This window comes from Cohnella sp. GbtcB17 (assembly GCF_019091135.1).
Classification (GTDB): Bacteria; Bacillota; Bacilli; order Paenibacillales; family Paenibacillaceae; genus Cohnella.
In genome coordinates, this window is the sequence record NZ_JAGXJW010000002.1 from 206,994 (window position 1) to 231,348 (window position 24,355).

Annotated in this window: 22 protein-coding genes and 1 pseudogene; 5 read left to right on the plus strand and 18 right to left on the minus strand. The window is 46.0% G+C overall.

Annotation, left to right across the window (positions count from 1 at the left end):
* Window positions 1-107 precede the first annotated feature (107 nt).
* The 3 genes from KVT38_RS01545 to KVT38_RS01555 all read right to left on the minus strand — a co-directional run bounded on the left by KVT38_RS01545 (window position 108) and on the right by KVT38_RS01555 (window position 2,529).
* Window positions 108-890, minus strand: a complete 783-nt coding sequence (locus tag KVT38_RS01545; protein ID WP_217591917.1) for a hypothetical protein — start codon at window positions 888-890, stop codon at window positions 108-110.
* Window positions 891-1,962: 1,072 nt separating this feature from the next.
* Window positions 1,963-2,316 (minus strand): hypothetical protein, encoded by a 354-nt coding sequence (locus KVT38_RS01550; protein ID WP_217591918.1) that lies wholly within the window; start codon window positions 2,314-2,316, stop codon window positions 1,963-1,965.
* Between the two features lie 24 nt (window positions 2,317-2,340).
* Window positions 2,341-2,529, minus strand: coding sequence for an aspartyl-phosphate phosphatase Spo0E family protein (locus KVT38_RS01555; protein ID WP_217591919.1), 189 nt, complete (start codon window positions 2,527-2,529; stop codon window positions 2,341-2,343).
* Window positions 2,530-2,621: 92 nt separating this feature from the next.
* Here KVT38_RS01555 and KVT38_RS01560 point away from each other — a divergent pair, with 92 nt between their 5' ends.
* Window positions 2,622-2,867, plus strand: a complete 246-nt coding sequence (locus KVT38_RS01560) for a helix-turn-helix transcriptional regulator (protein WP_254638890.1) — start codon at window positions 2,622-2,624, stop codon at window positions 2,865-2,867.
* Window positions 2,868-2,897: 30 nt separating this feature from the next.
* On the opposite strand, the gene KVT38_RS01565 is transcribed toward KVT38_RS01560, so the two are convergent.
* From KVT38_RS01565 to KVT38_RS01580, 4 genes are all read right to left on the minus strand, one after another.
* A complete protein-coding gene (locus tag KVT38_RS01565; RefSeq protein WP_217591920.1) occupies window positions 2,898-3,401 on the minus strand; it encodes a hypothetical protein in 504 nt (167 codons plus the stop codon).
* 72 nt (window positions 3,402-3,473) lie between these two features.
* Window positions 3,474-4,031, minus strand: a complete 558-nt coding sequence (locus KVT38_RS01570) for a hypothetical protein (RefSeq protein ID WP_217591921.1) — start codon at window positions 4,029-4,031, stop codon at window positions 3,474-3,476.
* Between the two features lie 39 nt (window positions 4,032-4,070).
* Window positions 4,071-4,370 (minus strand): hypothetical protein, encoded by a 300-nt coding sequence (locus KVT38_RS01575; RefSeq protein ID WP_217591976.1) that lies wholly within the window; start codon window positions 4,368-4,370, stop codon window positions 4,071-4,073.
* 24 nt (window positions 4,371-4,394) lie between these two features.
* Window positions 4,395-4,583: an aspartyl-phosphate phosphatase Spo0E family protein gene (locus KVT38_RS01580; RefSeq protein ID WP_217591919.1), complete on the minus strand. Its 189-nt coding sequence runs from the start codon at window positions 4,581-4,583 to the stop codon at window positions 4,395-4,397.
* Window positions 4,584-4,747: 164 nt separating this feature from the next.
* Here KVT38_RS01580 and KVT38_RS01585 point away from each other — a divergent pair, with 164 nt between their 5' ends.
* The gene (locus KVT38_RS01585) at window positions 4,748-4,999 is read left to right on the plus strand and encodes a helix-turn-helix domain-containing protein (RefSeq protein WP_217591922.1); all 252 of its coding nucleotides are present in this window, start codon (window positions 4,748-4,750) and stop codon (window positions 4,997-4,999) included.
* An 82-nt stretch (window positions 5,000-5,081) separates the two neighbouring features.
* Here KVT38_RS01585 and KVT38_RS01590 read toward each other — a convergent pair whose 3' ends face one another.
* The 5 genes from KVT38_RS01590 to KVT38_RS01610 all read right to left on the minus strand — a co-directional run bounded on the left by KVT38_RS01590 (window position 5,082) and on the right by KVT38_RS01610 (window position 11,999).
* Entirely contained in the window at window positions 5,082-7,100 is a 2,019-nt protein-coding gene (locus KVT38_RS01590) for a hypothetical protein (protein ID WP_217591923.1), read from the minus strand.
* A 408-nt stretch (window positions 7,101-7,508) separates the two neighbouring features.
* Window positions 7,509-8,243: an NERD domain-containing protein gene (locus KVT38_RS01595; RefSeq protein ID WP_217591924.1), complete on the minus strand. Its 735-nt coding sequence runs from the start codon at window positions 8,241-8,243 to the stop codon at window positions 7,509-7,511.
* A 101-nt stretch (window positions 8,244-8,344) separates the two neighbouring features.
* Window positions 8,345-9,058 (minus strand): NPCBM/NEW2 domain-containing protein, encoded by a 714-nt coding sequence (locus tag KVT38_RS01600; RefSeq protein WP_217591925.1) that lies wholly within the window; start codon window positions 9,056-9,058, stop codon window positions 8,345-8,347.
* A gap of 183 nt (window positions 9,059-9,241) precedes the next feature.
* Window positions 9,242-11,689, minus strand: coding sequence for a DEAD/DEAH box helicase family protein (locus KVT38_RS01605; protein WP_217591926.1), 2,448 nt, complete (start codon window positions 11,687-11,689; stop codon window positions 9,242-9,244).
* A complete protein-coding gene (locus tag KVT38_RS01610) occupies window positions 11,673-11,999 on the minus strand; it encodes a nucleoside triphosphate pyrophosphohydrolase (protein ID WP_217591927.1) in 327 nt (108 codons plus the stop codon). Before KVT38_RS01610 ends, KVT38_RS01605 begins: the two co-directional genes overlap by 17 nt.
* 357 nt (window positions 12,000-12,356) lie before the next feature.
* Between KVT38_RS01610 and KVT38_RS01615 the strand changes: the two genes are divergently transcribed.
* Window positions 12,357-12,800 carry a very short patch repair endonuclease gene (locus KVT38_RS01615; RefSeq protein ID WP_217591928.1) on the plus strand — a complete coding sequence of 148 codons (444 nt, stop codon included), beginning with the start codon at window positions 12,357-12,359 and terminating at the stop codon, window positions 12,798-12,800.
* A 31-nt stretch (window positions 12,801-12,831) separates the two neighbouring features.
* Here KVT38_RS01615 and KVT38_RS01620 read toward each other — a convergent pair whose 3' ends face one another.
* Window positions 12,832-13,842: a hypothetical protein gene (locus KVT38_RS01620; RefSeq protein WP_217591929.1), complete on the minus strand. Its 1,011-nt coding sequence runs from the start codon at window positions 13,840-13,842 to the stop codon at window positions 12,832-12,834.
* Window positions 13,808-14,920: a DNA cytosine methyltransferase gene (locus tag KVT38_RS01625; RefSeq protein WP_368859041.1), complete on the minus strand. Its 1,113-nt coding sequence runs from the start codon at window positions 14,918-14,920 to the stop codon at window positions 13,808-13,810. The genes KVT38_RS01620 and KVT38_RS01625 overlap by 35 nt, the downstream gene beginning before the upstream one ends.
* A gap of 900 nt (window positions 14,921-15,820) precedes the next feature.
* Here KVT38_RS01625 and KVT38_RS35850 point away from each other — a divergent pair.
* Window positions 15,821-15,941 (plus strand): annotated as a pseudogene (locus tag KVT38_RS35850) (IS256 family transposase); the annotation flags it as partial.
* A 212-nt stretch (window positions 15,942-16,153) separates the two neighbouring features.
* On the opposite strand, the gene KVT38_RS01635 reads toward KVT38_RS35850, so the two are convergent.
* From KVT38_RS01635 to KVT38_RS01650, 4 genes are all read right to left on the minus strand, one after another.
* Window positions 16,154-17,851: an AAA family ATPase gene (locus KVT38_RS01635; RefSeq protein ID WP_217591930.1), complete on the minus strand. Its 1,698-nt coding sequence runs from the start codon at window positions 17,849-17,851 to the stop codon at window positions 16,154-16,156.
* Between the two features lie 161 nt (window positions 17,852-18,012).
* Window positions 18,013-18,288, minus strand: coding sequence for an RNA polymerase sigma factor (locus KVT38_RS01640; protein ID WP_254638892.1), 276 nt, complete (start codon window positions 18,286-18,288; stop codon window positions 18,013-18,015).
* A 120-nt stretch (window positions 18,289-18,408) separates the two neighbouring features.
* Window positions 18,409-19,437, minus strand: coding sequence for a hypothetical protein (locus KVT38_RS01645; protein ID WP_217591931.1), 1,029 nt, complete (start codon window positions 19,435-19,437; stop codon window positions 18,409-18,411).
* Between the two features lie 32 nt (window positions 19,438-19,469).
* A complete protein-coding gene (locus KVT38_RS01650; protein ID WP_217591932.1) occupies window positions 19,470-20,093 on the minus strand; it encodes an immunity protein Imm33 domain-containing protein in 624 nt (207 codons plus the stop codon).
* A 221-nt stretch (window positions 20,094-20,314) separates the two neighbouring features.
* Here KVT38_RS01650 and KVT38_RS01655 point away from each other — a divergent pair, with 221 nt between their 5' ends.
* Window positions 20,315-24,289, plus strand: a complete 3,975-nt coding sequence (locus KVT38_RS01655) for an S-layer homology domain-containing protein (RefSeq protein WP_217591933.1) — start codon at window positions 20,315-20,317, stop codon at window positions 24,287-24,289.
* The last annotated feature ends 66 nt before the right edge of the window (window positions 24,290-24,355 follow it).

Below are 24,355 nucleotides of genomic sequence, written 5' to 3' on the forward strand. Positions count from 1 at the left end.
GCGAACCCTCAAATGAGTAAGCAGAGGCTTTATGACATTAAGTTCTAAGTAATAATAATTATGTTATGTGCCACGCGGTATCTGAGCTTATAGTGATTTGTTGGCGCTTAATCTATAGATTCATAGGCTACAGCCGTTACAGCTACACCATTAGAAGCACCTGAAAAATCAGCTATAGCTGTAAAACTGTGCGAATAGGACTTGATATTATTTGTTTTTACCTTATGGCCAGAATAATATCTATTGTGTTGATAATTGTTAGGCACATGTGTCCAAGAATATTCCTGAGTTGCAGTGCTTGCGCTTTTTTGCCAGAGAACGTTCCAACCCCCTTCAGCTAACACTTCTACTTGTGCATTAGACACAGCAGTATATCCAATATCAATTCTATCTTTAATATCATGCAAATCTTCCCAATTATAAGGAGATCTTGTGATGTACCATTGAGTAAGTCCAGACCCACTTGCAACAGTTAATTGTTCATCTTCAAACCAAGGATCGGTATCGGTAATATCTTCTCCAAATGCCGTTTGCAAAGCACCTACTAAAATATCGTTGTAAGTACTTCCAGCAGCACCGGCATGTTTAGTGCCTTGAGCTTTAATTTCATTAATTTTAAGTTCAACACGTTGTTTGTCTTCATCAGAACGAATTTTAGCGGAGGGAACAAAAGCAAAATTTCCATTTCCATCATTGTCTGTGACTACAAAATCCGGATCTTGACTAACCCTGTTTAAAATTTCGATTTGTTTTTTTTGACTTGCGATAAGATGAGAATTCGCTTCAGCAGCAGTAACAGAATTTACATGTGTCTTTTCCCCTGCTGCTGAAACCATTTGTGTTAAAGCAAAAAATGCCACTACTGATAGTAAAGCCGTTTTTTTCTTCATTATATTCTCCTTTTTAACCATATTTTAACTCTACCCAAACATACATCATTTTTACAATTATGTCAATTAAGTAACTTATAAATATCACCATAAAATAAAAAATATAATCGGGATTACAATTACAAGAAGTACAAAAAGAATTGAAAAAATAAAAATCAGCTTCCAGACCCAAGTGATTTTTTTCATATTGTTTTATCAATCTCCTTGGCCATTATTTAATTTCAAAATACAGAAATCCCTACATCTTTACATAAGATACACTATTCAATCCAAAAAAATTGTAGAAACCTGTCAGTTAAAGATACAATTTGATTATCTTAACTACATTAGGAAAGAGGAATAAGCATCACTCAGATCGCACATGAGCTGGGACGAGACCGGAAGACGTTGAGGAAAATGGCTGTAGGCGGATGAGCCGACTTGGTATCTCAATCGCAAGCCAGAGGTGGGAAAATTGCACACCTCCAAAGACTACATATGAAACCTCATGTCGGAAGGCTCTCTGAATGCAATGGTCATACTTGACGAGATCCCCGCGAAGGCTACACCGGCGAGAATCAAACCGGCGTTGGCGCTTGGAGCGACATTTTTCGGTGACACGGTACTCGCGACAGGATAATCGACCGCCTCTCCACCACTCCAGCACCGTCAACTTAAAAGGGAGAGCTATCGTATCAATGGGAAGAAGAAGGCCAGCTTCTTCCGTCCTGACCGTCAGAGAATGCAGAAGTCGACCGATGAAATCGGGGGGGGGGATTTTGATTGGTTATTTTGGGGAATTTTCAACTGATATTGACAAAGGTCTACGCTTTAAGCTGCCGGGCACACATCATGCTTCGTTCAACTTGCCGGGATCGATCATCAGCGCTACCGCGAGCTGCATACCGTCCTTCACGCCTTCCAAGTACAGACGTTCATGTTCAAGCACCCACCTGAACAGGTGCCTGTCCTCCCTAGCCATGTATCGGGTAAACTGTACCGCATAAATGCCGCCGTAAAACGCTTCGAATGCTTTGTGCTCCTCGGCGCGTGTCTGCCGCGGCTCCGGATCTGCAACTTTGCGGGCAGCGACCTAATCGAGCCGCTGTTGTATGGCATTTCGGAACCATGCCAGAACCTCCATACCCCTCTCCCTTTCCGAGCCTCCATTTAGGACATCAGCCATCAGCGCCGCAGCCAACCGCGCGCCATCCTTCACGCCCTCCATATACAGACGCTCATTCTCCAGCGCTCGCCTGTACAGATGCCTGTCTTCCCAAGCCATGTACTTGGTAAACTGTATCGCATCCATTCCGCCGTACAACGACGCGAATGCCTCCTGCTCCTCAGCGCGTGCTTGCTGTAGCTCCAATCCTACATCGCTGTGGGAAATAATCTCGTCAAGCCGCTGCTGCATAGCATTCCGAAACCAGTCCGGCACTTCCATCCGCCTCCCCCTTCCTTGCATCCATTATGGACGCAGCCGCTTATTGCGTTCCGCCTTCTTCTTATGTAATTGAACGATCAGCTCGTCCACCTTCCGACTCTGCGCCTGCACCGCCTCATTCATATACAACGGTATCCCCTGCTCCAACGACCGCCGCCCCAGCTCGTTTAACTTTCGCTTTTCCTCCTCATACTGATGGAGTAAGTGGAGCATGGTTGGCCCTCCTCTAGTATAGAAAGAAGTCATTATAGGAATTATAGTTCGCCAATTATATTTTGTCATCAAAATTTCTGGAATTGTCTACGATGAAAGAAATGCAAACAAGAAGGGATAAGACGGTTATGAAGCTCATCGAGGCCAGAAATCAAAAGGGATTAACCCAAGAACAAGTAAGTCGCGCCATCAACGTATCGCTCAAGCACTATCAGAATATCGAACATGGCCTCAGTGCGCCGACCGTTAATATCGCGCTACATATTTGCGAAATTCTTGACGTAGATCCGCGTGAGATTGAGGAATGGAAGGATCGACGAAAAGCGGAAGACATATAAAAGACGCTGGGTGTACTTCCCCGGCGTCTTCTATCGTTCTTGCACAACAATGGTTTTAACAACCTCATCATGCTCACTATTAAACACTTCGTTTACCCATTCCCTAACCCGCACATGCCACGCCGCGTCCGCGGAACTGTAAACTACGTCTTCAATAGCGTAATACGAAGAACCCACATTTCGTATCGCTTGTTGCACGGCTTCTTGTTCCGTTAGCCTGTGAGAATGGACAGAAGCTTGAGCATTCACGCTTACCTTCTTAGCCAGCAGATGTGACGGAATTTCCAGAGCAACAGGTGCCTGAGTGTCCGGAATGACCGTGACTTTCTGTCCAACTTCCAAGCTCGAAGGGACATTGGAAAACCACATAGGAGGCTGGCCATCCGGTCCGGCGGATAGGAGGATCTCTTGATCTCGAATATCGAGAATGTATCCCGTCACCTGATCAACCTGTTCACCCGATTCTCGTTGGCTGCATGCAGCCCCAATAAGTGCAATCAAAATGATGAGCCCGAGGCTAAAGATGTATCTCATTTGTATCGCAACGCCCGCTTAGACGAAGCTGCTGTCAGCTCCTTAAGTTTCATGATCGCAGGATTAATTTATTCACCGCGACGACCAACTCCAGAAATCAGCCGATGTCCCATTTGCCAACCATTCATCCCTTGTCCTTAAGAGAAATTCTTTCTTAGGTCTCATGTTTGGATCCGAAATTTTAATAAAAGCTGCATTTTCATATTTCAACGTTTCTTCTCGGAAATACCCATTTAGTTTCTCAATGTCGTATTGCTCCAGACGCTCCGAGGCCCCCATTTTCTTGACCTCGACCACATGCAGATTTTTAGAAGAATCTCTTTTATGTACGATGATATCGGGATAAACGGATTTGCGTCCGGATATAACTTCTTCTTTATCTAGCCCTCCCGCAATCCATGAGATCTGCTTCCTGTCCCCAATGTTCCTGTTGTACTCCACATCGACATGCAAGTCTTCAAAAAACAGGGTGCCCAGATGAACGGCTAGCCGATGCGTGATCGATCTTTCATTTGAATTGTTGGAAACGATGGAGGAGTCAAAATGGTACAGCCTATTCAGTGCATTTCTAAGTCGATTTTCAATGATTTTCTTATCCACTTTTACACCTACCCATTTTTCCCAGGACATTTATAACTATTGTAGCACGATAGCGTGGAAGAAGCGGATTTATGAATGATCCTCTTCTGGCTTACTCCCATCAGCCATCAGCGCTGCAACCAACCGAGCGCCATCCTTCAAGCCCTCCATATACAGACGCTCATTCTCCAGCGCTCGCCTGTACAGATGCCTGTCTTCCCAAGCCATGTACTTGGTAAACTGTATCGCATCCATACCGCCGTACAACGACGCGAATGCCTCCTGCTCCTCAGCGCGTGCTTGCCGCAGCTCCATTCCTACATCGCTGTGGGAAATAATCTCGTCAAGCCGCTGCTGCATGGCATTCCGAAACCAGTCCGGCACTTCCATCCGCCTCCCCCTTCCTTGCATCCATTATGGACGCAGCCGCTTATTGCGCTCCGCCTTCTTCTTATGTAATTGAACGATCAGCTCGTCCACCTTCCGACTCTGCGCCTGCACCGCCTCATTCATATACAACGGTATCCCCTGCTCCAACGATCGGCGCCCCAGCTCGTTTAACTTTCGCTTTTCCTCCTCATACTGATGGAGTAAGTGGAGCATGGTTGGCCCTCCCTGCATCATGTTTAATCGCTTTACGCTCTTCTAAGATGCGGGCAACTTCTATACTTTACTGCGAAAATCGGTTTATTTCATTTTAATGCGAATATCGCATTAAAACAACCATAACCTCACTTACAATTTGGCTAAATGTGAGGTGCGATCAGATGAAGCATCGGAAAGAACCGCCAGGCGATAAAAACATAATCGGCACCAAAGTGGTTGCCGTCCGCACAGCTAAAGGGTTAAAGCAAAAGGAGTTTCTGGCTAAGCTCCAGACCTTTGGTCTTGATATAAGTCCAACTAGCCTGTCACGTCTGGAAGGACAGTACCGGCTTGTTCAGGATTATGAGGTTCTCGCGATTGCGAAGGCTTTGGATATTACCGTGGGGGAATTATTGGGAGAAGTGACTTCATAGCGAAACCTCTCTCATCGCGCCTAGCGACGAGAGAGTTTTTTGCAAGTGAAAGTAAGTTGGGATGCCTCGGGCGAGGCTTTTCTCAGTTTTTACTTCCAGCAGTTAAAACAATATTGATAAACCTACTCCAGTATGTCTCAACTAAGGAATCAATTTCAGTATAAGAAATGTCGCTTTGCAAATGTGTTTTATACATACTTTGTATGTCTTCCTTATATCCTGTTCCTTGCCCCCATCTAGTTTTTGCATTTTTCCAAAATAAAATATTCTCAGATTCATCGGTAGCAAATATTTGAATATTTAAAAGTCGATAAATTGATTCGTTTAACTCTCTCATTGAATTATCGAATTCTTTATTCACTTTATCATATAATCTGTTAAAGAATGTTTTCGTTTTAATTGTCATGTTATGAAACTGCCTGATTGTATCGATTTTCGATATTATTTGATCTTTCATCTTTTTAAATTGTTCTTTATAAATTTCCTCAATAGTAACCGATCCTAAATAGTAAATGTCATGTGAACTGAAGATACCGTAGGACCTGTTAATAGCGGCTAATGTTGAAGGGTGAATTGCTCCCAATTTTTTAAGATAAACATTAGAGAATAAAGCCTTGTAATCTCCATTGGCCTCTTTTAGAGCAAAAATCTCATCCTTGATTCTATTCAAATGTTCTTCAGCATAGATATCATTTTCAAAGTTAAATTTGATGCTCTTAAATTCTTGAATTAAATTTTCAAGTTCATTTAGCCAGCCTCGTTCTCTTTTTTCAATTAGCTCTTCGATTGAATTCAAAATCCTTTTCCTGTTTTCAGTGATTTCTCTTCTTTTAGCCAGCTTAGCTGCTTCTATGCCCTCATATTCTTCTATTTCATCTTCAGAGACTTTTATTTTTTTATCTTCAATACCAAACATTGAGTTATAAAACATGATATTTTCAGTAATTACCGGTATTTTCTCAGATAAAAATTTGTTTTCAATTTCTCTTTTCCTTACAATAATCCCCTCTTCTTCATTTTCAACCTTGTCACTGTAGGATAAAACATTAGCTGCTTCATCTTTTTTATGAAGAATCATTAATATCATTTTAGCCGATAGATCCTTCAGTGATTCATCATATAAATATCTCTTGAATAAATTGAACACAGGTTCCGAGGGACTTGGAGGAAACGAATCAGTGATAATGCATAAATTCTCTATACCTTCACGAATATATTGTTCAAGGTCTTTTCTATCGAAACTCGATTGAGAATCCAATCCTCTTGTATCAATTATTGAATGAATACGAGGTAAGGAATCAAAATCAAGAATATTTTTCGATAAGGAAATTGTAACTTTTCTAGGAATTAAGATGTCTGGAAATTTAACAAGATTTATATCTTTAAATGTTGATTTTATCCATTCTGCTTCTGATTCCATTGCTTCAGGAAGATTTTCATAGAAAAAGTTTGTTGTAATTCTATTTTCAATACTCGCCAACCGAACAACTTCATTTTTAAAATCTTCAAACTCTAAGTATTCTTTTGCTATTTGAATTGCTTTGTCAACTTCTTTTACAACAACCAACTCAGTCATGTTTCTGATGGCTCTTTCAACTTCTGAAGCAAGATAAAAAGTTCTAGTATCCTCAAAATGCTCGTCTTCACTCATTCTCTTCTTCCATACAATATTACAGAAGGTTTCAATCTCATTTAATGCATCATTCGAGCTATAAGGTTCAATTGCTATTTGTGTCACTTCTGATAAAGATTGATTTAATATTACGTCACAAATCGTTGTCCCGCCTGCACCTGTTTCTAATAATTCTTCAATTACTTTCTTGTTTTTCCCCTTACTTGATATCTTTGCTTGAACATTCCGTTCAACAAGTAGATCAAATAAATTGCTAATAGCAGTTGTTTTACCAACGCCTTTTTGTCCGATAAATACCAAATTAAACTTCTCAACTGACAAAAAACGCTCCAATTCACTAGCCTTTTCAAGGATCATATTGTATGAATCTTTATCAAATTCATCTACTTCATTCATTGCTAATTCTTCTAAAATTTCTTGTTTTAAAATTGTAAGCTTTGATTTGTCTTTGATGGCATCCTTAGGCATTTTGACCCCTCCATGACTTTCAATAGATACATGCATTTTAAAATAAATAAAATTACATTGCTGTCGAATTAAGTCGTTTTATTAGAATAGAAAGAATAAACTTTTCAGAGCGAAGTACAACGAATACGCCGCCTGGGACTTCATCGCCAAGCTCTCATACGCTTATCCAGCGCCATCAAAAAATCGGAAGAGTCTATGCGATTCGTCTAGGTCCCCAACTGATAGAAGCATTTTGTTTCAATGGAAGAGGGCAGACCGAGCTTGTGGGATGATGGGCGACATGCCTTACAAGTGGAGACGGTGGAAAGAATTTTTTTGAATTCAAATCGAACGCTCCTTTTTCTCCGGAATCTCTATCACACCGAGTAAAAAAAATCTTGCATGTACTTCGTGACCTGCTTTTCATCACTAACCAGTCTTCGTAAATCTACACTTCGGATAGCTGCTACAGCCAATGAATGCACCATTCTTTCCGCGTCTCTCCACAAGCTTCCCGCTGCATCTTGGACAGATGCCCGAACTCACCAACGCCTCTTTCTCCTTCAAGTTCACTTTGATGTCAGCGACGTGTTTTTTTCGTTCTTGTCGGGTATGAACAGTCTTAGTAGACAGTGACTTATGAATATTTAGCCTCTTCTCCTCGGACAACACGATCGTCTTATACTTCTGTATCGTCGACAACAACCTCGTCGTGTAAACGACCTCTGCACTCATAGGCTCAAGCTTAAGATCCGCACGCGTACTGAAAGCGATGATGGATATGAATGGTATCGTCTCATCCTCCAGAAAACCTTCCAGCGCCTTAATATGTCCGTAGTTTTGCCGGATCGGATTGTAGAGCTTCTCCTTGCGTTTGTATATCACTTGCGTCCAATACTCCGACTTCTCGCTCCCCATGATCCATCCCGTGTAGTTCTTGGTCTCAATGACAAACACACCATAATTCGATACGACGAGATGGTCGATCTGCGCTGTCTTCCCGTCGGGTCGCTGGATCATAACATCGTGGAGCACCGTGTACTCTTTGGGATCAAGCTTGCCTAGCTTATAGCGTACAGAGGATTCGCCTATTATGCCTTTAATTTTTGGGGACCTGGATATCACCCCCAGTATGAAGATTATCAATAACAGCAGATAAATCATCCGAACACTCATCTCCACTTTGTGGCCGTAGCGGACCTTAATCTTATATAAAAATGTAGTAAAAAAAGCGCTAATCAGGCGCTTAGAGCTAGAGCACTTAATTACTGAAACAACTTTCCATCAGCTAAAGATGCATAAATTGATGTAAACGAATCTCCCTGCTTCTCTACAATAACGCGAAGTTTTAAAACACCCGTTAAATCCACACTCACAGGAATAGGATTATTCCCACCCTTTACATCTGTCACTGTGAGCAATTCGTTATCATCTCCAATAAATTTGAATGAAACAGTGTCTGGGGAGTTCTTTGTTTTATCGTCGATACCTACAAATGCTGTAAACTTTTTATACTGTCCATTTAGGTTGTAATCAATAGACTCAATAGAACCGTTAAAATAATTAGTATTAAAGTTAATCCCTTTTTGATAAACATTAGAAGCACTTTGAATCTTTTCTCTATTATAGTTTTGATTAAAATCAATATAAGACTCACTTGGTGCATCTAATCTAGCATAATTAATATCACTCAAATATTTAAATGATCCAGGCTTCTTGCCAATCCAAGCGGTAGAATTCTTACTATCGTAATTAAGCTCTTTACCGAGCGCTTTCGTAACGTCTTTTAAAGGAACATACAACTGTCCCTTATATGTAATAGCTGCATCTGTGCTGGGCTTTTGTACGCCATCGATCATATATTTTACTTGCTGGAAAACCACATCAATCTTTATCGAGCTAGCAGCAATCGCAGCAGAGGACGATATAAGGCTCCCTACCACCAATCCAATTGCTATACCTTTCACCTTATCCTGCACAAAAAACACTCCCTTTCCGTTTTCCACCTACTATTCGACAGAATCCCTTATTTTCCCTCTTAGGTCTAAAGAAATACTTTCAAAGAATAAAGATCCTAGACCTATTGAGACAAAAGCCTTGAACCAAGTCTATTTCCTTAGCACCATTTATCAATCTTGTTATCCAATATAAAAAGCCCCTCATTACTGAAGGGGCTCCCGCTTCTGCTCTCGACGTTCAAAATGATAATGCAACCGATACAAGCAAATCTCCTGCGTCCACTGATACAGCGTCATGCGATGCTCAGGAGCAATCTCGAGCCTTAAGCCGAAGACGCCATCTTCGAAACGAGTTGTACTTCCCTTAGCCGATCCCCACTTCGTCATCGGCATATTCTCAATCAACCGATTGATGCCGGCCTCATCATAGTGCCATAGTTTCTGAGATTCCTTGTCCGAAAAGTCGATGCGCCGCCGGTATTCCTTTTCCGTAAGATAGTTGTGAAAGAATGACGCTACCTCCTTAGCATTGACCGGCTCAGCCCACTGCTCCGGACCGCGCTCCAGCATGTAGAGAAGCACAATCATTTTGTAGCTTTTGGTCATAACCGTCTTCTCTACATCGCGGATCCAAGCTTCGTATCGATAGTAGACTTCCTCTTCTTCCTTCGTTAGGCACTCTGCCCACAGTAGAAGGCCGACGTACGAACCGAATTCACCACGATACTCCCAGCTGTTTGAGCTGCCATGCAGATGGAGTTCAAGATAGGACGGAATGCGCCCAAGCTCATTTTTCAGATCTAGAAACGACCGCAGCAGGCGATCGCGATGCGGTAGCTTCTTGTGGCTCAGTTCTTCCAGTAAATTAATGACTTCCATCTCCAAATGAAGCTCGCAGCCCACGGGCACGGAGGGGATGACCGGCTCCTTTGTGGTTCCGTTTGCTTCCCCGTCATTAGAAAACAGCCGCAACTTCACATCCGCATTGCGATAGTTGCCGATTAGATCGACAATGGTACAGTGCGTTTTGCGCTCCGACAACCGCAATCCACGACCGACCTGCTGCGTAAATACCGTCAGCGATTCCGTGGGACGGACGAAAAGCAGCGTGTCCACGCTAGGGATGTCGACGCCCTCATTGAACAAGTCCACCGTGAAGATAACCTCCAGCTCCCCGGTGTCCAGCATCCGAATGGCCTTTACCCTCGAGATTCCGACCGTACCTGAGTGCAGACTGATCGCGGGCACGCCTCGATCCTGGAAGTATCCAGCCAAGAAATCAGCCTGCCGAATGGAGGAGCAAAAGCCGATCGTTCGGGTCTGTTTATGCTCATGCCAGGCCTCGAAGATCCGCTCAGCCAACGCATCCCGAAGCTGCGCAGCCATTAGCTGTTCATCGTCATAATGTGTGCCCAGCCAGCGGATTGAAGAATAATCCGTATCGTCATAGACGCCGAAGTATTGGAACGGAGCCAACCAACCGCGCCGGATCGCCTCGATAAAGTGCAGTTGATAGGCGACATTGCCGTCACAAAGGGCATACACGTCCTTGCCATCCATCCGATCCGGCGTCGCCGTGATGCCGAGCAAGAACTTCGGTTGAAAGTATTGGATGACCAACTGATAGGAGTTTGCCGCCGCATGGTGGAACTCATCCACAACGATTAGATCGAATCGATCCGGCGAGAACGATACACGGTGCTTCTTCATGCCCAAGGTATAGATGGATGCGAAAATACACTGAGCGTCCCCCTCCTTGGACACGCCGTTGTAAATCCCAAAGGACTTGTCCGGCATGATCCGTTGGAATGATCGCTTCGCCTGATGCAAGATTTCCTCCCGATGCGCGATGAACAGCACACGTTCAAACCGCCGCTGCGCGAAGAACCCGGCCAGATAGGTTTTGCCCAGACCGGTGGCCATGACGACCATCGCCTTGTCGTATTCCTCTTCGAGCGTTCGCTCGAGCGCATCCAGCGCATCGAGCTGCGCAAATCTGGGCTGGATCGTCGAGAGTTCAACGGAGGCCGCCGACTCCTCTACAGAAGCAGTCCCACTATCACTCCGGTACTCCTCTTCTTCCATCTCGGTGATCTGGCGGATGAGCTCCGGATTTTTGCGATGATAAGCGCGGTATTCCTCTTCGTAAAGTGAGATCGTGTGCGCGTTCAGAGGCAGCGTGTTGTCGTGATAGAAGTTCTGCATGAACTTCTCCAGCGCCAACTGGAACGTATACGGCTCGGCCTTCGCATTCATCGCCAAGTTCCACTCCATCCCCATCCGCATCGCAGACATGGAGAAGTTAGAGGAGCCCACGACAAGCAAGCCTTCGTTGTTTTCGTAGTCGAACAGATAGGCCTTCGGGTGAAAAGACGTTCCCATGCTACGCCACAGCCTGGCCTCCAGTCGATCGTCGATGTCACGCAGTGCCTGCAGCCCTTCCGGCTGCGTCACGAACAAATAATCGCCGGCGAGCACCTTCACCTCGGCTCCCCGCTCGATTGCCCGCTTCAAATGCGGCGCCAAGAGGCGGACACCCGATTGCATGATAAAGGATGTCATGATGTAAATCCCGGAAGCATGCTGCATGCCAAGAATCAGTTCGTCACCAAGGTTCTCCGTGATCAGCTTGACGTTAAGCGTCGTCGACATCGATTAGATACACCCGTTCTTGGAATCCACCGCGCGCCTCGGCTTTCCGTTCGCGGATCGCCTCAAGTTCCTCCCACGATGCACCATGCACCACCGCCAGCGCTCGGATTACCTCAAGCATATCCGCCAGTTCTTCAAGCGAATCCTTCGGATTTTGGGCCGCGAAGTATTCCGCAGATTCTTCCTTGAGTTTAACGACGAGCTCCTGCTGGTACTCTTCCTCATCTAAAATCCGTGTGCGAAAAGACTTGCCTGAGGACTCTATCACCTGAGGAATTTGATCGCGTACTAGCTTATTGTAGATAGGCATCCGCTGTCATCCTTCACCGTGTAGTTTTGTTTGCTTTATTGTATCACGATAAAAGAAAAGCACGGATATAATCGAAGCTTTATTGAGAGCATTCGGGTGAAGTGTTCGACACCTCACTGTTGAACATGCATAAAAGTCGTCTAAATTATTATTCGCAGTATGAATATCACTCCACGTGAGATGCACATATTTAGACACACTTAAGGAGTATTTACTGAAGGGAAGGAAGGCAGTTGAAAAGGGGATCCTTCACTGGCAAATAGCTGAAAAGTAACTTCGTATCTTGATTAAGCATTTGTTTGGACTTGTGTTATATGAGTTATAATAAAGGAGAATGTCTTAAAGGAGGGGCGTATAATGACCGATTCACTAACTAAAGAGGCCCGCAGCAAGCATATGAAATCTATAAAATCAACTAAAACCATGATGGAAGATAAGGTTTCGCATGCTCTCTGGAATAGTGGCTTACGCTTTAGAAGAAACACAAAAAAACTATTTGGAAAACCTGACATTTCAATTAGTAAATATAAACTGGTTATCTTTATTGATTCATGTTTTTGGCACGGATGCAATTTACATGGACGAATACCCAAATCAAATATTCAATACTGGCAGGATAAGATCAGAAAGAATATCAGACGAGATCATGATGTTTATAAGTACTATAAAGACAAGGGTTGGGTTATCGAGAGAATATGGGAGCACGAGCTGATTGAAGATTTCACAGGAGTAATAAACAGGTTAATCGATACTATTCAGACACAAAAAAAACGATATTATAATTCTGATGATCAGTATTAGAATATCGATAATTCTGGAATGACTTAACTCTTTACCGATTTATGAACAAACATTCAGAAGGTTTCCAACCTTGTGCCAAGTCATCAGCCTTCTCAAGCCATCGTGAAATCCGCTTCTCTGGAAGTACGCTCTCCCCCCAATACTCAACAAAGAGCGCATCGTCCATTGTCAATGCCGCTTCCCTCATAGCACCTTCAATCAACTTTAAAGCTCGCATAATATAAACGCCGCCATTGTCATCATTCTTTGGATTGGCGACACTCCCAGCAGAAAATAAATCTCGTGCTTGGTGGCATAAAACGCCATGATAAGTTAAGAGATATAGTACCAAATCATCATACTTGTCACGCGAACGTCCCGATTTCACTATTTTTGGGCACAGCAAAGCCGCTTCCGCACGAAGCTTTGTTTTCTCAGTTAAAGATAGATTTGTGTACAATCTAGCTTGAATAGGAACAGTGTGCTCATCCGTTTCCTTTTCCTCTATCCACCACAAACGACCATCTGGATGAATTTTCCTAGCATACGCACGTATGTATCGCATTTTTTCGTGCATCGGGAGTCTTCTAAAATCATCATATGGAATTCTCATTTCGTCGAAAAGGGATTTCTTAACTGAACCCTTTCCGCTAGGTAATTCGACTTCAAATCTTGGAACATGAGAAGTACGAACATGAATAACGCTTTGCTCATAATCCCCCCAACGTACTTCTGGGGTGCCACCCATTTTTCCAAATAACAAATAAATATGTTTTACACTTTCGATCCTTTGAGTTTCCAGTACACTGTTAGCCACACTTCTCCAGGTATCATTTGTTGTAAATTTGACTTCAACGCCAAAATCCCCCAGTGCTATATCAGGAAAAGCTTGAGGATGAGGCGAAAGGTCAATTTCGAAAATCTCTGCGACCGTCAAATCGCGAAGAACTTCTCTGACACGATTCTCAAATTGAGGAGAAGATTTGAAGCCCGTTGTCCGGGCCTCAGTGGTAAGCTGTGCACAACATTTATCCAATAACGCTTCGAATTCTGCTTTTATCAAGACTACTACCTCTTATCACCAGTTCTACGGCTTTAGCTATATGCCATGCTAATACGGGCGGTACAGCATTGCCAATTTGCCTTTCAGTTTCACGCAAACCTGATGAAAAACGGAAACTGTCTGGAAACGATTGAATTCGCGCTGCCTCACGCATCGATATGCGACGCGGCAGAGAATAATGAAATTGTATATTCCCATGGCATTCCGCTCTAATAGTATATCCAGGCCGATCAGCAATAAGGCGCCGATTTCCTTGTTCTCCACTTACCTTAGCTTTGCTCCAGATGTGTGAAAAGTCTCCATCTGACTCTAAGGGTTCAAGATCGCTAATGGCATCTTTAGCAGAAATATGATTTACACAAGTTGGTTCTGGAGGTATAAACTCCGGCAAATCTTTCCGTGTCCCCACAATGAAAACACGTTCTCGTGTCTGTGGGACACCGTAATCGGCTGCATGATAAAGTCTATAGCTAACATTGTATCCTAGCGAATTAAAATCATCCAGTATTTTCTGTAATGAATATTTATTTTGCTTTAAAAGCAACCCTCCAACGTTCTCTGCAACAAAGACCTTCGGTTGAATTCTCTTCACAGCTTCGACAATAGCTGTGTATAAACTACTTCGTTTCCCGTTAATGCCTTTCATTTTCCCATTAATAGATATATCTTGACATGGAAAACCTCCTATTATTACATCAGCGTAAGTAGGCATCTCATCAATTTTTTCGTTAATATCTCCAATAACGATGTGTTCTCCAAGGTTTTTCCTGTAGGTCTCACAGGCTGCAGTGTTTATTTCGTTCGCCCAGATGATTTCAAAACTCGTCTTATTATAAGTTTTTCCCAAAAAATCAAAACCACCAACAAACCCTAAATCCATTCCTCCACAACCAGAAAAAAGAGATACAACAGTAATCGCCTTCTTTGCAACACGTTTTTTCACCGGATATTCTTCTTCGCTATCAATAACCCAATTACGTCCAATTTTTTGCGCAGTTTTTAGTGTACCATTTTCGGCCATGCGGCGAAGGGTATCGCCACTTTTACTATGTTTCTTCGCGTATTCTACAAGAGACACTAACAATACAATTCCTCCTTGCATAATAGTCAAAATAATTATACACGATATCGTGTGCAAACCTCAACGATTATGCTACCTTGAGTTTTATTCATTAGATGTTGGTTGAATAGGTTAATCAAAAAAATCATTCAGGAACACTCGTTCTTATCCCGATAATAGCAGAACTGCCACTCCTCAGCAACTACTAATAGCCTCTTCAGTGCTGACCTAGAAATTTAAATGCCTACGAAAATAATTATGTTCAACACACAGCTACCATAGCCAAAAGAATGTCTTAGGACGCCGCAAACAGTGGACTTCCAAAAATCAGCTCTCAAAACAATATGCCATGACTGAATCAAGAGCTCTTATGCTTTTACACTCTTAATAACAATCATTGTCCGTATAAAAACTAAATAAGCTGACCCCAAATCTGAACTGTGACCCGTAAGAAGGACACTTTGAAAAAAGCGACCCTCTTGCGGGTCATTTATGTTTTAATCAGATCAAAGGTAAGGAGCGGAGAAAATCATGGGGAATATGAATCGGACATTGTTTACGGAAGAGAACATGAAAAAGCTGAAAGGCAATCCAAACGTTCATCACGTATCAGAAACCAATATCACGTATACACCTGCGTTTAAGTGGCGGCGGTGCTTGCTTATCAAACAGTTCAAACACCAGCGGAAATCTTTATTAAAGCAGGATTCGACCTTGACCTCATCGGCCATAACAAGTTACGTGTGCAATCTGTCACATGTACGCCGTACGAGTAGGGAGCAAGATACGGAGAAGGTCGGACTCGCTCATGGAAAAAAGCCGCTCAAAGTAGAAGAGGAAGTGACAGAGACCAAGAATAGCAAGATCAGCACAACAGGATCCGAGAGTGACTACAAGGTACAAGACGGCTGCCGGAAGAAGATGCTCTATCTCGTCACGTTGAATGTGACACGCAAATGGACAGGCCGCGTCCAAACTGGGACAAATGCTCCTGCAGCTCTCCGTTTTCTTTCCGGACCGGATAGACCAGCACTTGCCTTGCGGCCAATCTCCCCTCCGGGAGACTCCTATATGTAAGTTTACACAAATTATTGACAGACCCTCACAGCAGCAGCTCAAACATACATAAGATCGCTCTCTACCTGGCCATGAAGACCTAAAGGAGATCGGCGATCTTTTTTTAACACCTAGGATATTGGCTGTTTCGGTTTTCGACAATAGAACGATAACAAATCGCTTTTCTTTAGATGCCTATAGGTCCTTATGAACAGGATCTAGTACGCTATTTAAGTGCTCGTTCTTAATATAATCTGAAGGAACTAATAATTCAATATTCCCTCCAATTAATCGTTGTAACCTTGATCTAACACAATTCATAACTTTCTTTCCATGTCTATACCTAATCACATTACTTGCATACGACTGGTTCGCATCTAATGCAATTCTCCCGGGGTTAATATTATTAGGACCTAAATTTCGAATTTCAATTTTAGTTCTTGAATTAATAAACTTTTCCAATGTCTTATCCTTTACCTCTATCGTTGCCTCGTCTAAAATTGCTAGCGCTTCATCCGCCGTGACTTGCGGGAATATCACATGAATATGTTCAGGAACTAAAAAATGGGATTCTATATCAGTACCGTTAGTAATAAAACATACCATACCAGTTTGTTCTATTTTATTTTTGTAATTTTGTATTTCATCATCGTTAAGGTAATCTCTATCTCTGTGAAGAATGACTTTTGTTAGTGGAGCATGTTTTCTAATAAAAGCATTTAATACCAAAGCAATATCAACTTTTGCGCAACCTTCATACGACCAGATATCAATTTCATCAATACTATAACCTGATGAAACTAGCAGAGCTCGAACACCTTTTATGTCTGAATCTTCTGTAAGAAATACATACTTAATGTTATCTCTCAGAAGTCTTTCCCCTCTATCAAGCGCACCGATATCTGTTAAAACTCGTACAATATCATAATCCTCCTCAATTATAATTTTCCCATGTTGAACCCAATGCATTTTACTAGTTTCCAGTAACTCATCGATTAAATGTCGAGAGTGAGTTGATAATAGTATCTGCACCTCTCTCTCTTCTGTAAGTTTATGTAGAACTGTAGCGAGTTTTCTTTGATTATTCGGATGCAAATGGGAGTCAGGCTCATCTAAAATCAGCATTTTGGGTCTATACAAATTCACATAACTTAAAATTTGAATTGCTTGTAATACTCCTGTTCCTGCTGAGTCTATTGGAAGCTCATATTCGTCATTTTTAATAGTTGCATTTATATGTTCATCCCTATCAGGAACAAACGTAACATTTAAATCAAGATTTGGAAATACCAACTTAATGTCTGATATAAACCTATTCCAATTCTCATGGTTTTGTTTTAACAACCAAAGTATATTTCTAAAAACGTTATTTGCATCCCCACGTGCTGCGGCTTTTCTAACAATACCGGGAGTTTTGTAATCCTCTACCGCTGGAATTCCAGCTAAACCAGGCACAAAGATGCTATATGGTTCATTAATATTCTGCAACCTTTCTCCTAAACTTCTTCCTGAAACTCTAACAGTTAAGTTTTTATTTCTCCCTTTTCCAACAAGAACGCTAGTCTCATCGTCATTTCCATTTTCATAAAATTTTACACTAATCCCCTCACCCCTAGGTTCTCTAAGTATTCCACCTGGGGCAAGTGCATAAACGTCCCGTAGAGGAGTATATACGAGTTGATTCGGAGCAACCGATGTGTTTAAAGCCTCTCCAATCCATCTTGCATTGGGTTCAAGTGTGGTTGTTTGTGCTGCTGATATTGCAAACTGCACTGCTTGAAGAATACTGCTTTTTCCTGCGTTGTTCGAACCAACAAATACATTCATTTTCCCTAACTCAATGTTAATATTGCCCAAATGTTTGAATCGTTCTATTACGATATTCTTGATCATATTTCAATCTTCCTTTGCAGCTTTTTTTAAATGATAAACAATCAAGAAGCAGTGTTTTATTCTCATTTTCTGTAATCACCATTTTACTAGTGCTTTGGATTCACTTCCAGAAAAATTTATTTCGCATCACTAATGGTAAAGTTTACCCTTGTAAATCAGGTTTATAAGTAGTCATAAAATGTTTGTATCCAACCCGTCTTTAACGAGAATAGGCGCGTTATTTTCAGAAGCCAAGTCTTCATGGACGACTCGTTCCGGAAGGATACGACATGACGGAACACCTGCAGGAACACATCCTGGGCAATGTCCTCCGCCATGCTCTGATTTTTGACAATGGAATAGGCGTAGTTCCAGACCTCTTGACCGTATTCGTGCATCAGCGCTTCAAATGTCATTGGATCTAAATTTGCCATCGTTCGAATGGAGCCTTCAATCAATTCTCACCACCTCGATATATAGACAACTCAAACCGAGTTTTGTTTGCACAAAAAAACCAGCGGCATGCTTGGACTGGAAGTGCAGTCCCAGGATGCGCTGGTACACTCATCTATCGAATATTAGGATAGATCAAGTTTTTTGAGTAGCGACTGACGCTTCGTATCCTTGTAGTACTGATTGCGATTTCCATCATAATAGAAAATGTTCTCCTGCTCTGCAGACTTCTGTGTCAACCGAATGCGATAGAGACCCTCAGGCATCAGAAAAGCATCGCATGTAATGTTGTATTTCGTGCCGGCCTCAGATGATTTGAACCCGAATCGCTTGGCAAATAGTCCCCTGACCTGCTGGAGATCCCACGCTAAGTTCTCACCCGTTTCCACATAAAATACGGCCGCGCCATTCTCAGCTTTAGCGTACAGCCTAGCAACAACCGTATCGCTGCTTCTTGGCATCTCAATGACGTATTCGTTCCATCCATTCTTGTTCTTTTCCGAGAACGATAAGACGTAATTCAGATACAGATCGTCGGGGTTGCTAGGCGCTGATGTTGAACCTGGCGAACGCCAGTAGAAATATCCCGTCTTCTTGTCTTTTTTAATCCATCGGGCGTTCGTTGCCGCATCGATCAAGTTGTATTCTTTGCGAAGCTGCTCTAAATTCTGATCCTGACCATCATAGGACAGTCGCGTCAGCTTCCGCTCATGCGCTTTAACGGCGATCTGATGGTGCGGCGTGCGGATCTCAAAGTCCCAATACCCGTTGGCCTTTAACATGGCTTCTGTCGTCCCATTCAGATAATCATTGATGACTTCAGTTAGATTCCAATCATAACGCATATAAAAAACGGGATATTCTTTCGTTGGAAATACAATTTTTGAAAGGCCTCTGTCGATGAAGTATGGCTTTATCGGGTGATCCCAATGGTCTACATCGGAAATGATAACCGCGGAGGCTGCGCTTTTCTTCGGCTCTTGTTGGCCAGTCGATGGCGTTTGAAGCGAATGTTGGACCGGGTTAGCAGCATGACTTGCCGTATTCGGACCGTTAACCTGCGCCGAGCCGGATGGCTCCGATTCACCGCAGGCCGTGGTCGCTTGCAGAATGAGGAACAGAACGATTCCATATGCGGACAACGCGTACTTCATAAGACCCCTCACCTATGATCAAATTAATCGGATTATCCGTTCCAATCCTTGATTTCAATCCAAGGACTGTTCCTATTTTCTCTCTCGAAGGCCGTTCCGAATGCGCCTTTGAGCGGCGTTATCAGGCTAGGATCCTTATCGAGAAGTGCATACAGGTTTACGACGCTAATGTTTGAAGCTTGGCTGCTATACGCATCGCTCTCGGTTCCTTCGAATAACCTCCACCCGCTGTCGTCCTCCCGGTCTGGCGTTTCACGGTAGAGCCACCGCACGCAGCCGCCTTCTTCCAGGCATTTATTGGAGACTAGCGCCATTTGTTCGCCGATATCCAACCACCTAGGATCATCTTTGGGGATTAAAATTCTGGCAATATGCCTGGGCTCGAACTCAACGATATCGCCAATCTGCAAGGATTTAATGTATACGGGCTGATTGATTAGAATCCCGGTGTACGTCTGACTCCATCGCTTCTTCCCGGTCACTTCCACCCACATTCTTTCCGCGCGCGGACCCTCCTCGGCCGACTGCTCGAGCACAAAGTGCAATCTGACCAAGTCGCCTTTCTTTTGCTTTTGCCGCTCTTTAAGACTTGGGATAAAGAAGGTATTCGGGTTTCGCAGACTCGCTCGTTCTACGTCCTCTAAGTGCCATTCCATGCGAACACTCCCCTTTCAGCCTGGGCATTAACAGTACCCGTTCCGCTTTTTGCGTTGGCGTAATGATGTGTCTCTATACATTCAACTAAACGGAAAAATTTCCTTTAAAACGACAAGCGGGCAGTTTGTCCAATATCCGCCTTCAATGATCTGTTCAGTGCCCTTTAAGCGCCATGTGATAGAATAGCGCAGCGATAGCACATAGCGAAGGGAGTATCAGGATGAGGACTAGACGATTGTATGCGAAAATATGGATGCTGCTCGGCATCCTGCTCCTGGTCATCCAAGGCGGCTTACCGGCTGCCGTGCAGGCGGCGACGATCACGTACGGCGCTACGACGGTAGCGGGAACTACCGGTTCGTCCGGATTCTCCGGCGATGAAGGAGCGGCGACGGCTGCCAAGCTGAATACGCCGAACGCCGTAGCAGTGGATGGCAGCGGGAACATATACATAGCCGATACGGAAAATCACCGGATCCGAAAGGTCGGCACGGACGGCAAGATCAGCACGGTCGCGGGAACGGGAACCCAAGGCTACAACGGTGACAACCGCGCGGCCACTGCGGCCAATCTGGACACGCCTACCGCGGTAGCGGTCGACGGCAGCGGCAACCTGTATATTGCGGATTCGTTCAACAATCGCATTCGTAAGGTGGACACTGCCGGGAAGATCAGTACGTTCGCCGGCACCGGATCGGCCGGAAGCGGCACCGACGGCACTGCGGCGACCGCCTTCAGCCTGAGTTATCCGTGCGGTCTGGCGCTGGATGACAGCGACAATCTGTACATTGCGGATACTTCCAACCATCGTGTCCTCAAGGTGAATGCTGCCGGCATCGTCAGCACGGTTGCCGGCACGGGCAGCTACGGCTTCAGCGGCGACGGCGGAGCGGCAACGGCAGCGAAGATGGACAGTCCGGTCGCCCTTGCGGTCGGACCCGGCAACGTTCTGTACATCGTGGACAACGGGATTCAGAACGTTCGCAAAGTGGGTGCGGACGGTAAGATCAGCACCTTTGTCGGAGGCAACGGCGACACCAGCGAGGGCGCGCCGGCGAGTTCTTCGCCCCTATTCCTGCCTTCCGGTATCTCAACGGACAGCAGCGGCAATGTCTACGTCTCTAACACGTTGATGAACCAAGTTCGCAAGGTGGACATCATCAGCGGCAAGATTTATACAATCCAGTCGACGGCGCTCAACAATCCTCACGGATTGGCCGTGGACAACAGCGGCAGCGTATTTGTCGCCGATACGTACAATCATCAGATTCGCAAGCTGACGATTCTGTCGGACGACGCCGGCTTGACGAGTCTTGCAGGATTGAACGACGGTTCGCCAGCAGGTGGCGACGGCACGTCTGCAGGCGCGGCGATCACTTGGTCGGTCAATGTGCCGAACAGCAAGAACGCCGTGGGACGAGCGGACATCGTTGCGGCCGCCGGCGCGACCTCGAAGTTCTACTCGGACAGCGGCTTTGCCTCGGAAGTGACGGGCAGCGCCACGCTTCCATTGGCGGCGGGTGCGGCAACGACCGCGTACGTAAAGGTCACCGCCTCGGACGGCGTGACCGTGAAGTATTATGCGGTGACGGTCAATCGCGGTCCGGCGCTTAGCGGCGATGCGGGTTTAACGACGATCGCAGGCCAGGCGGACAGCTCCCCTGCCGGTGGCGACGGCAGTGCGGCCGGCGCAGCAGTTGTCTGGACGGTTAGCGTGCCGAATAGCAAGGCGGCAGTAGGACTGACGGATATCGCCCCTGCTACCGGCGCGACCTCCAAGCTGTATGCGGACAGCGGCTTTACCATGGAGATAACGGGCAGCGCCACGATTTCGTTGACCGCTGGCGCGGCCACGACCGTATACGTTAAAGTAACGGCGCAGGATGGCGTTACCTCCAAGTATTATGCGGTCACGTTCCATCGCGCAGCGGCGCTTAACACCGATGCCGGATTGACGAGCGTCGCAGGCCTGACGGACAGCGCCCCTGCTGGCGGTGAAGGCGCATCCGCTGACACCGCAGTGACCTGGTCGGTGAACGTACCGAACGGCAAAGCCGATTTGGGATTATCCGACATTGTCACGGCAGCCGACGCCACGTACAAGCTGTATTCGGACAGCAGCTTCGCCACGGAGGTGACGGGCAGCTCCACGATTGCGCTGACGGCAGGCGCCGCGACGACTGTCTACGTCAAAGTGACAGCGCAGGACAGCGTCACCGCGAAGTATTATGCAGTGACGGTCCATCGCGATGCGGCGCTCAGCGACGATGCGGGACTGACGAGCGTCGCAGGACGTACGGACAGCGCCCCTGCCGGCGGCGATGGCGCATCGGCTGGCACCGCAGTCACCTGGTCGGTGAACGTGCCGAACGGCAAAGCCGATGTTGGACGATCGGATATCGTCACGGTAACCGGTGCCACGTACAAGCTGTATTCGGACAGCAGCTTCGGCACGGAGGTGACGGGCAGCTCCATGATTATGCTGACGGCGGGCGCCACGACAACTGTCTACGTCAAAGTGACGGCGCAGGACAGCGTAACCGCGAAGTACTATGCGGTGACGATCCATCGCGATGCGGCACTCAGTGACGATGCGGGACTGACGAGCGTTGCAGGCCAGACGGACAGTTCCCCTGCCGGCGGCGACGGCACATCGGCTGGCACCGCAGTGACCTGGTCGGTTAACGTGCCGAACGGCAAGAGCGCTATAGGAACGGCGGATATTGCCACAGTAACGGGCGCGACGTACAGCCTTTATTCGGACAGCGACTTCGCAACTGCAATCGCGGATAGCTCCACGATTGCGTTAACCGCCGGCACATCGACGACCGTCTATATTAAGGTGACGGCGCAGGATGACGTGACCGTGAAGTACTATGCGGTGACGATCCGTCGCGCAGCCGACGAGCCGACTGTACAGCAGCCCCCTGCATCATCGCAGAACAATGACGTCGTCGTATATGTCAACGGCAAGGCGGAAACCACAGGAACGTCGACCACTGCCGTCGTGAACGGACGGACCGTGACGACCATATCGCTGGACCCTCAGAAGATCGCAGCGAAGCTGGCTGCGGAGGGTAAGGGCGCCATCATTACTGTGGTGACCGGAGGGAGCTCGGACATCTCCATCGCTCGGCTGAACGGCGAGAGCCTTCAAGCCATCAACGAATACGGGGCGACGCTGGAATTGAAGACAGCGCATGCTTCTTATAAAATTCCGGCCAGCCAGCTCGTTCCGGATGCATTAACGGCAGGCCTCGATTCCGCGGCGGCGCTGCAGGATATCGAGCTGCAGATCGAGATCGCGGCGAGCGCTTCAGACAAGCGGCAACTGGCCGAAACTGCGGCCAATGCCGGCGGCTTCGCCGTAGTCGGATCGCCCGTCGATTTTACGGTGAATCGGATTTATAAAGGCCAGTCCGCCGAGATCGCGCCATTTTCCGTCTACGTAGAACGAACGATCGAGCTTCCGGACGGTACCGATCCGCAAAAAGTTACGACCGCCATCGTCGTGGAGCCGGACGGCACGACTCGCCATGTACCGACGCAGGTCGTCGTCATGGACGGCAAGTATTACGCCAAAATCAACAGCTTGACGAACAGCACCTACGCGCTTGTGTACCATCCGTTAACGTTCGCGGACGTGGAGCGTCACTGGGCGAAGGAGGCCGTCAACGATCTTGGCGCCAGAATGGTCGTCAGCGGCTATCCGGACGGCCGATTCAATCCGGATGCTTCCGTGACACGCGCGGAATTTGCCGAGATCGTCGTTCGCGGACTGGGGTTGAAGCCGTCGGAACAGGCAGCTGCGTTCCCAGACGTCCGGGCAACGGACTGGTCCGGCCAAGCCATTCAGACCGCATACGCATACGGCCTGATCGACGGGTACGAAGACGGTACCTTCCATCCGACGGACAGCATTACGCGCGAGCAAGCCGTAGCGATCTTGGCAAGGGCTATGCAGGTGACCGGCTTGCAGAAGGCACAATCGTCCGAAGCGGCAGCGCCTCAACTGACCTCTTTCACGGATGCCGCTCTCATCTCGCCATGGGCCAGGAACAGTATCGCCGCAGCGCTGCAAACGGGGATTATGACCGGCAGAAGCAGCGCTCAGCTGGCACCGGGCGCCGATATCACCAGAGCCGAAGCGGCTGCGCTTGTCGCAAGACTGCTGCACAAATCCGGCCTCATCTAATATAAGTTAACGACAAGAAGGCAATATCCCTCAATCGGCCCGTACCGTTTGAGGGATTTTTGCTTT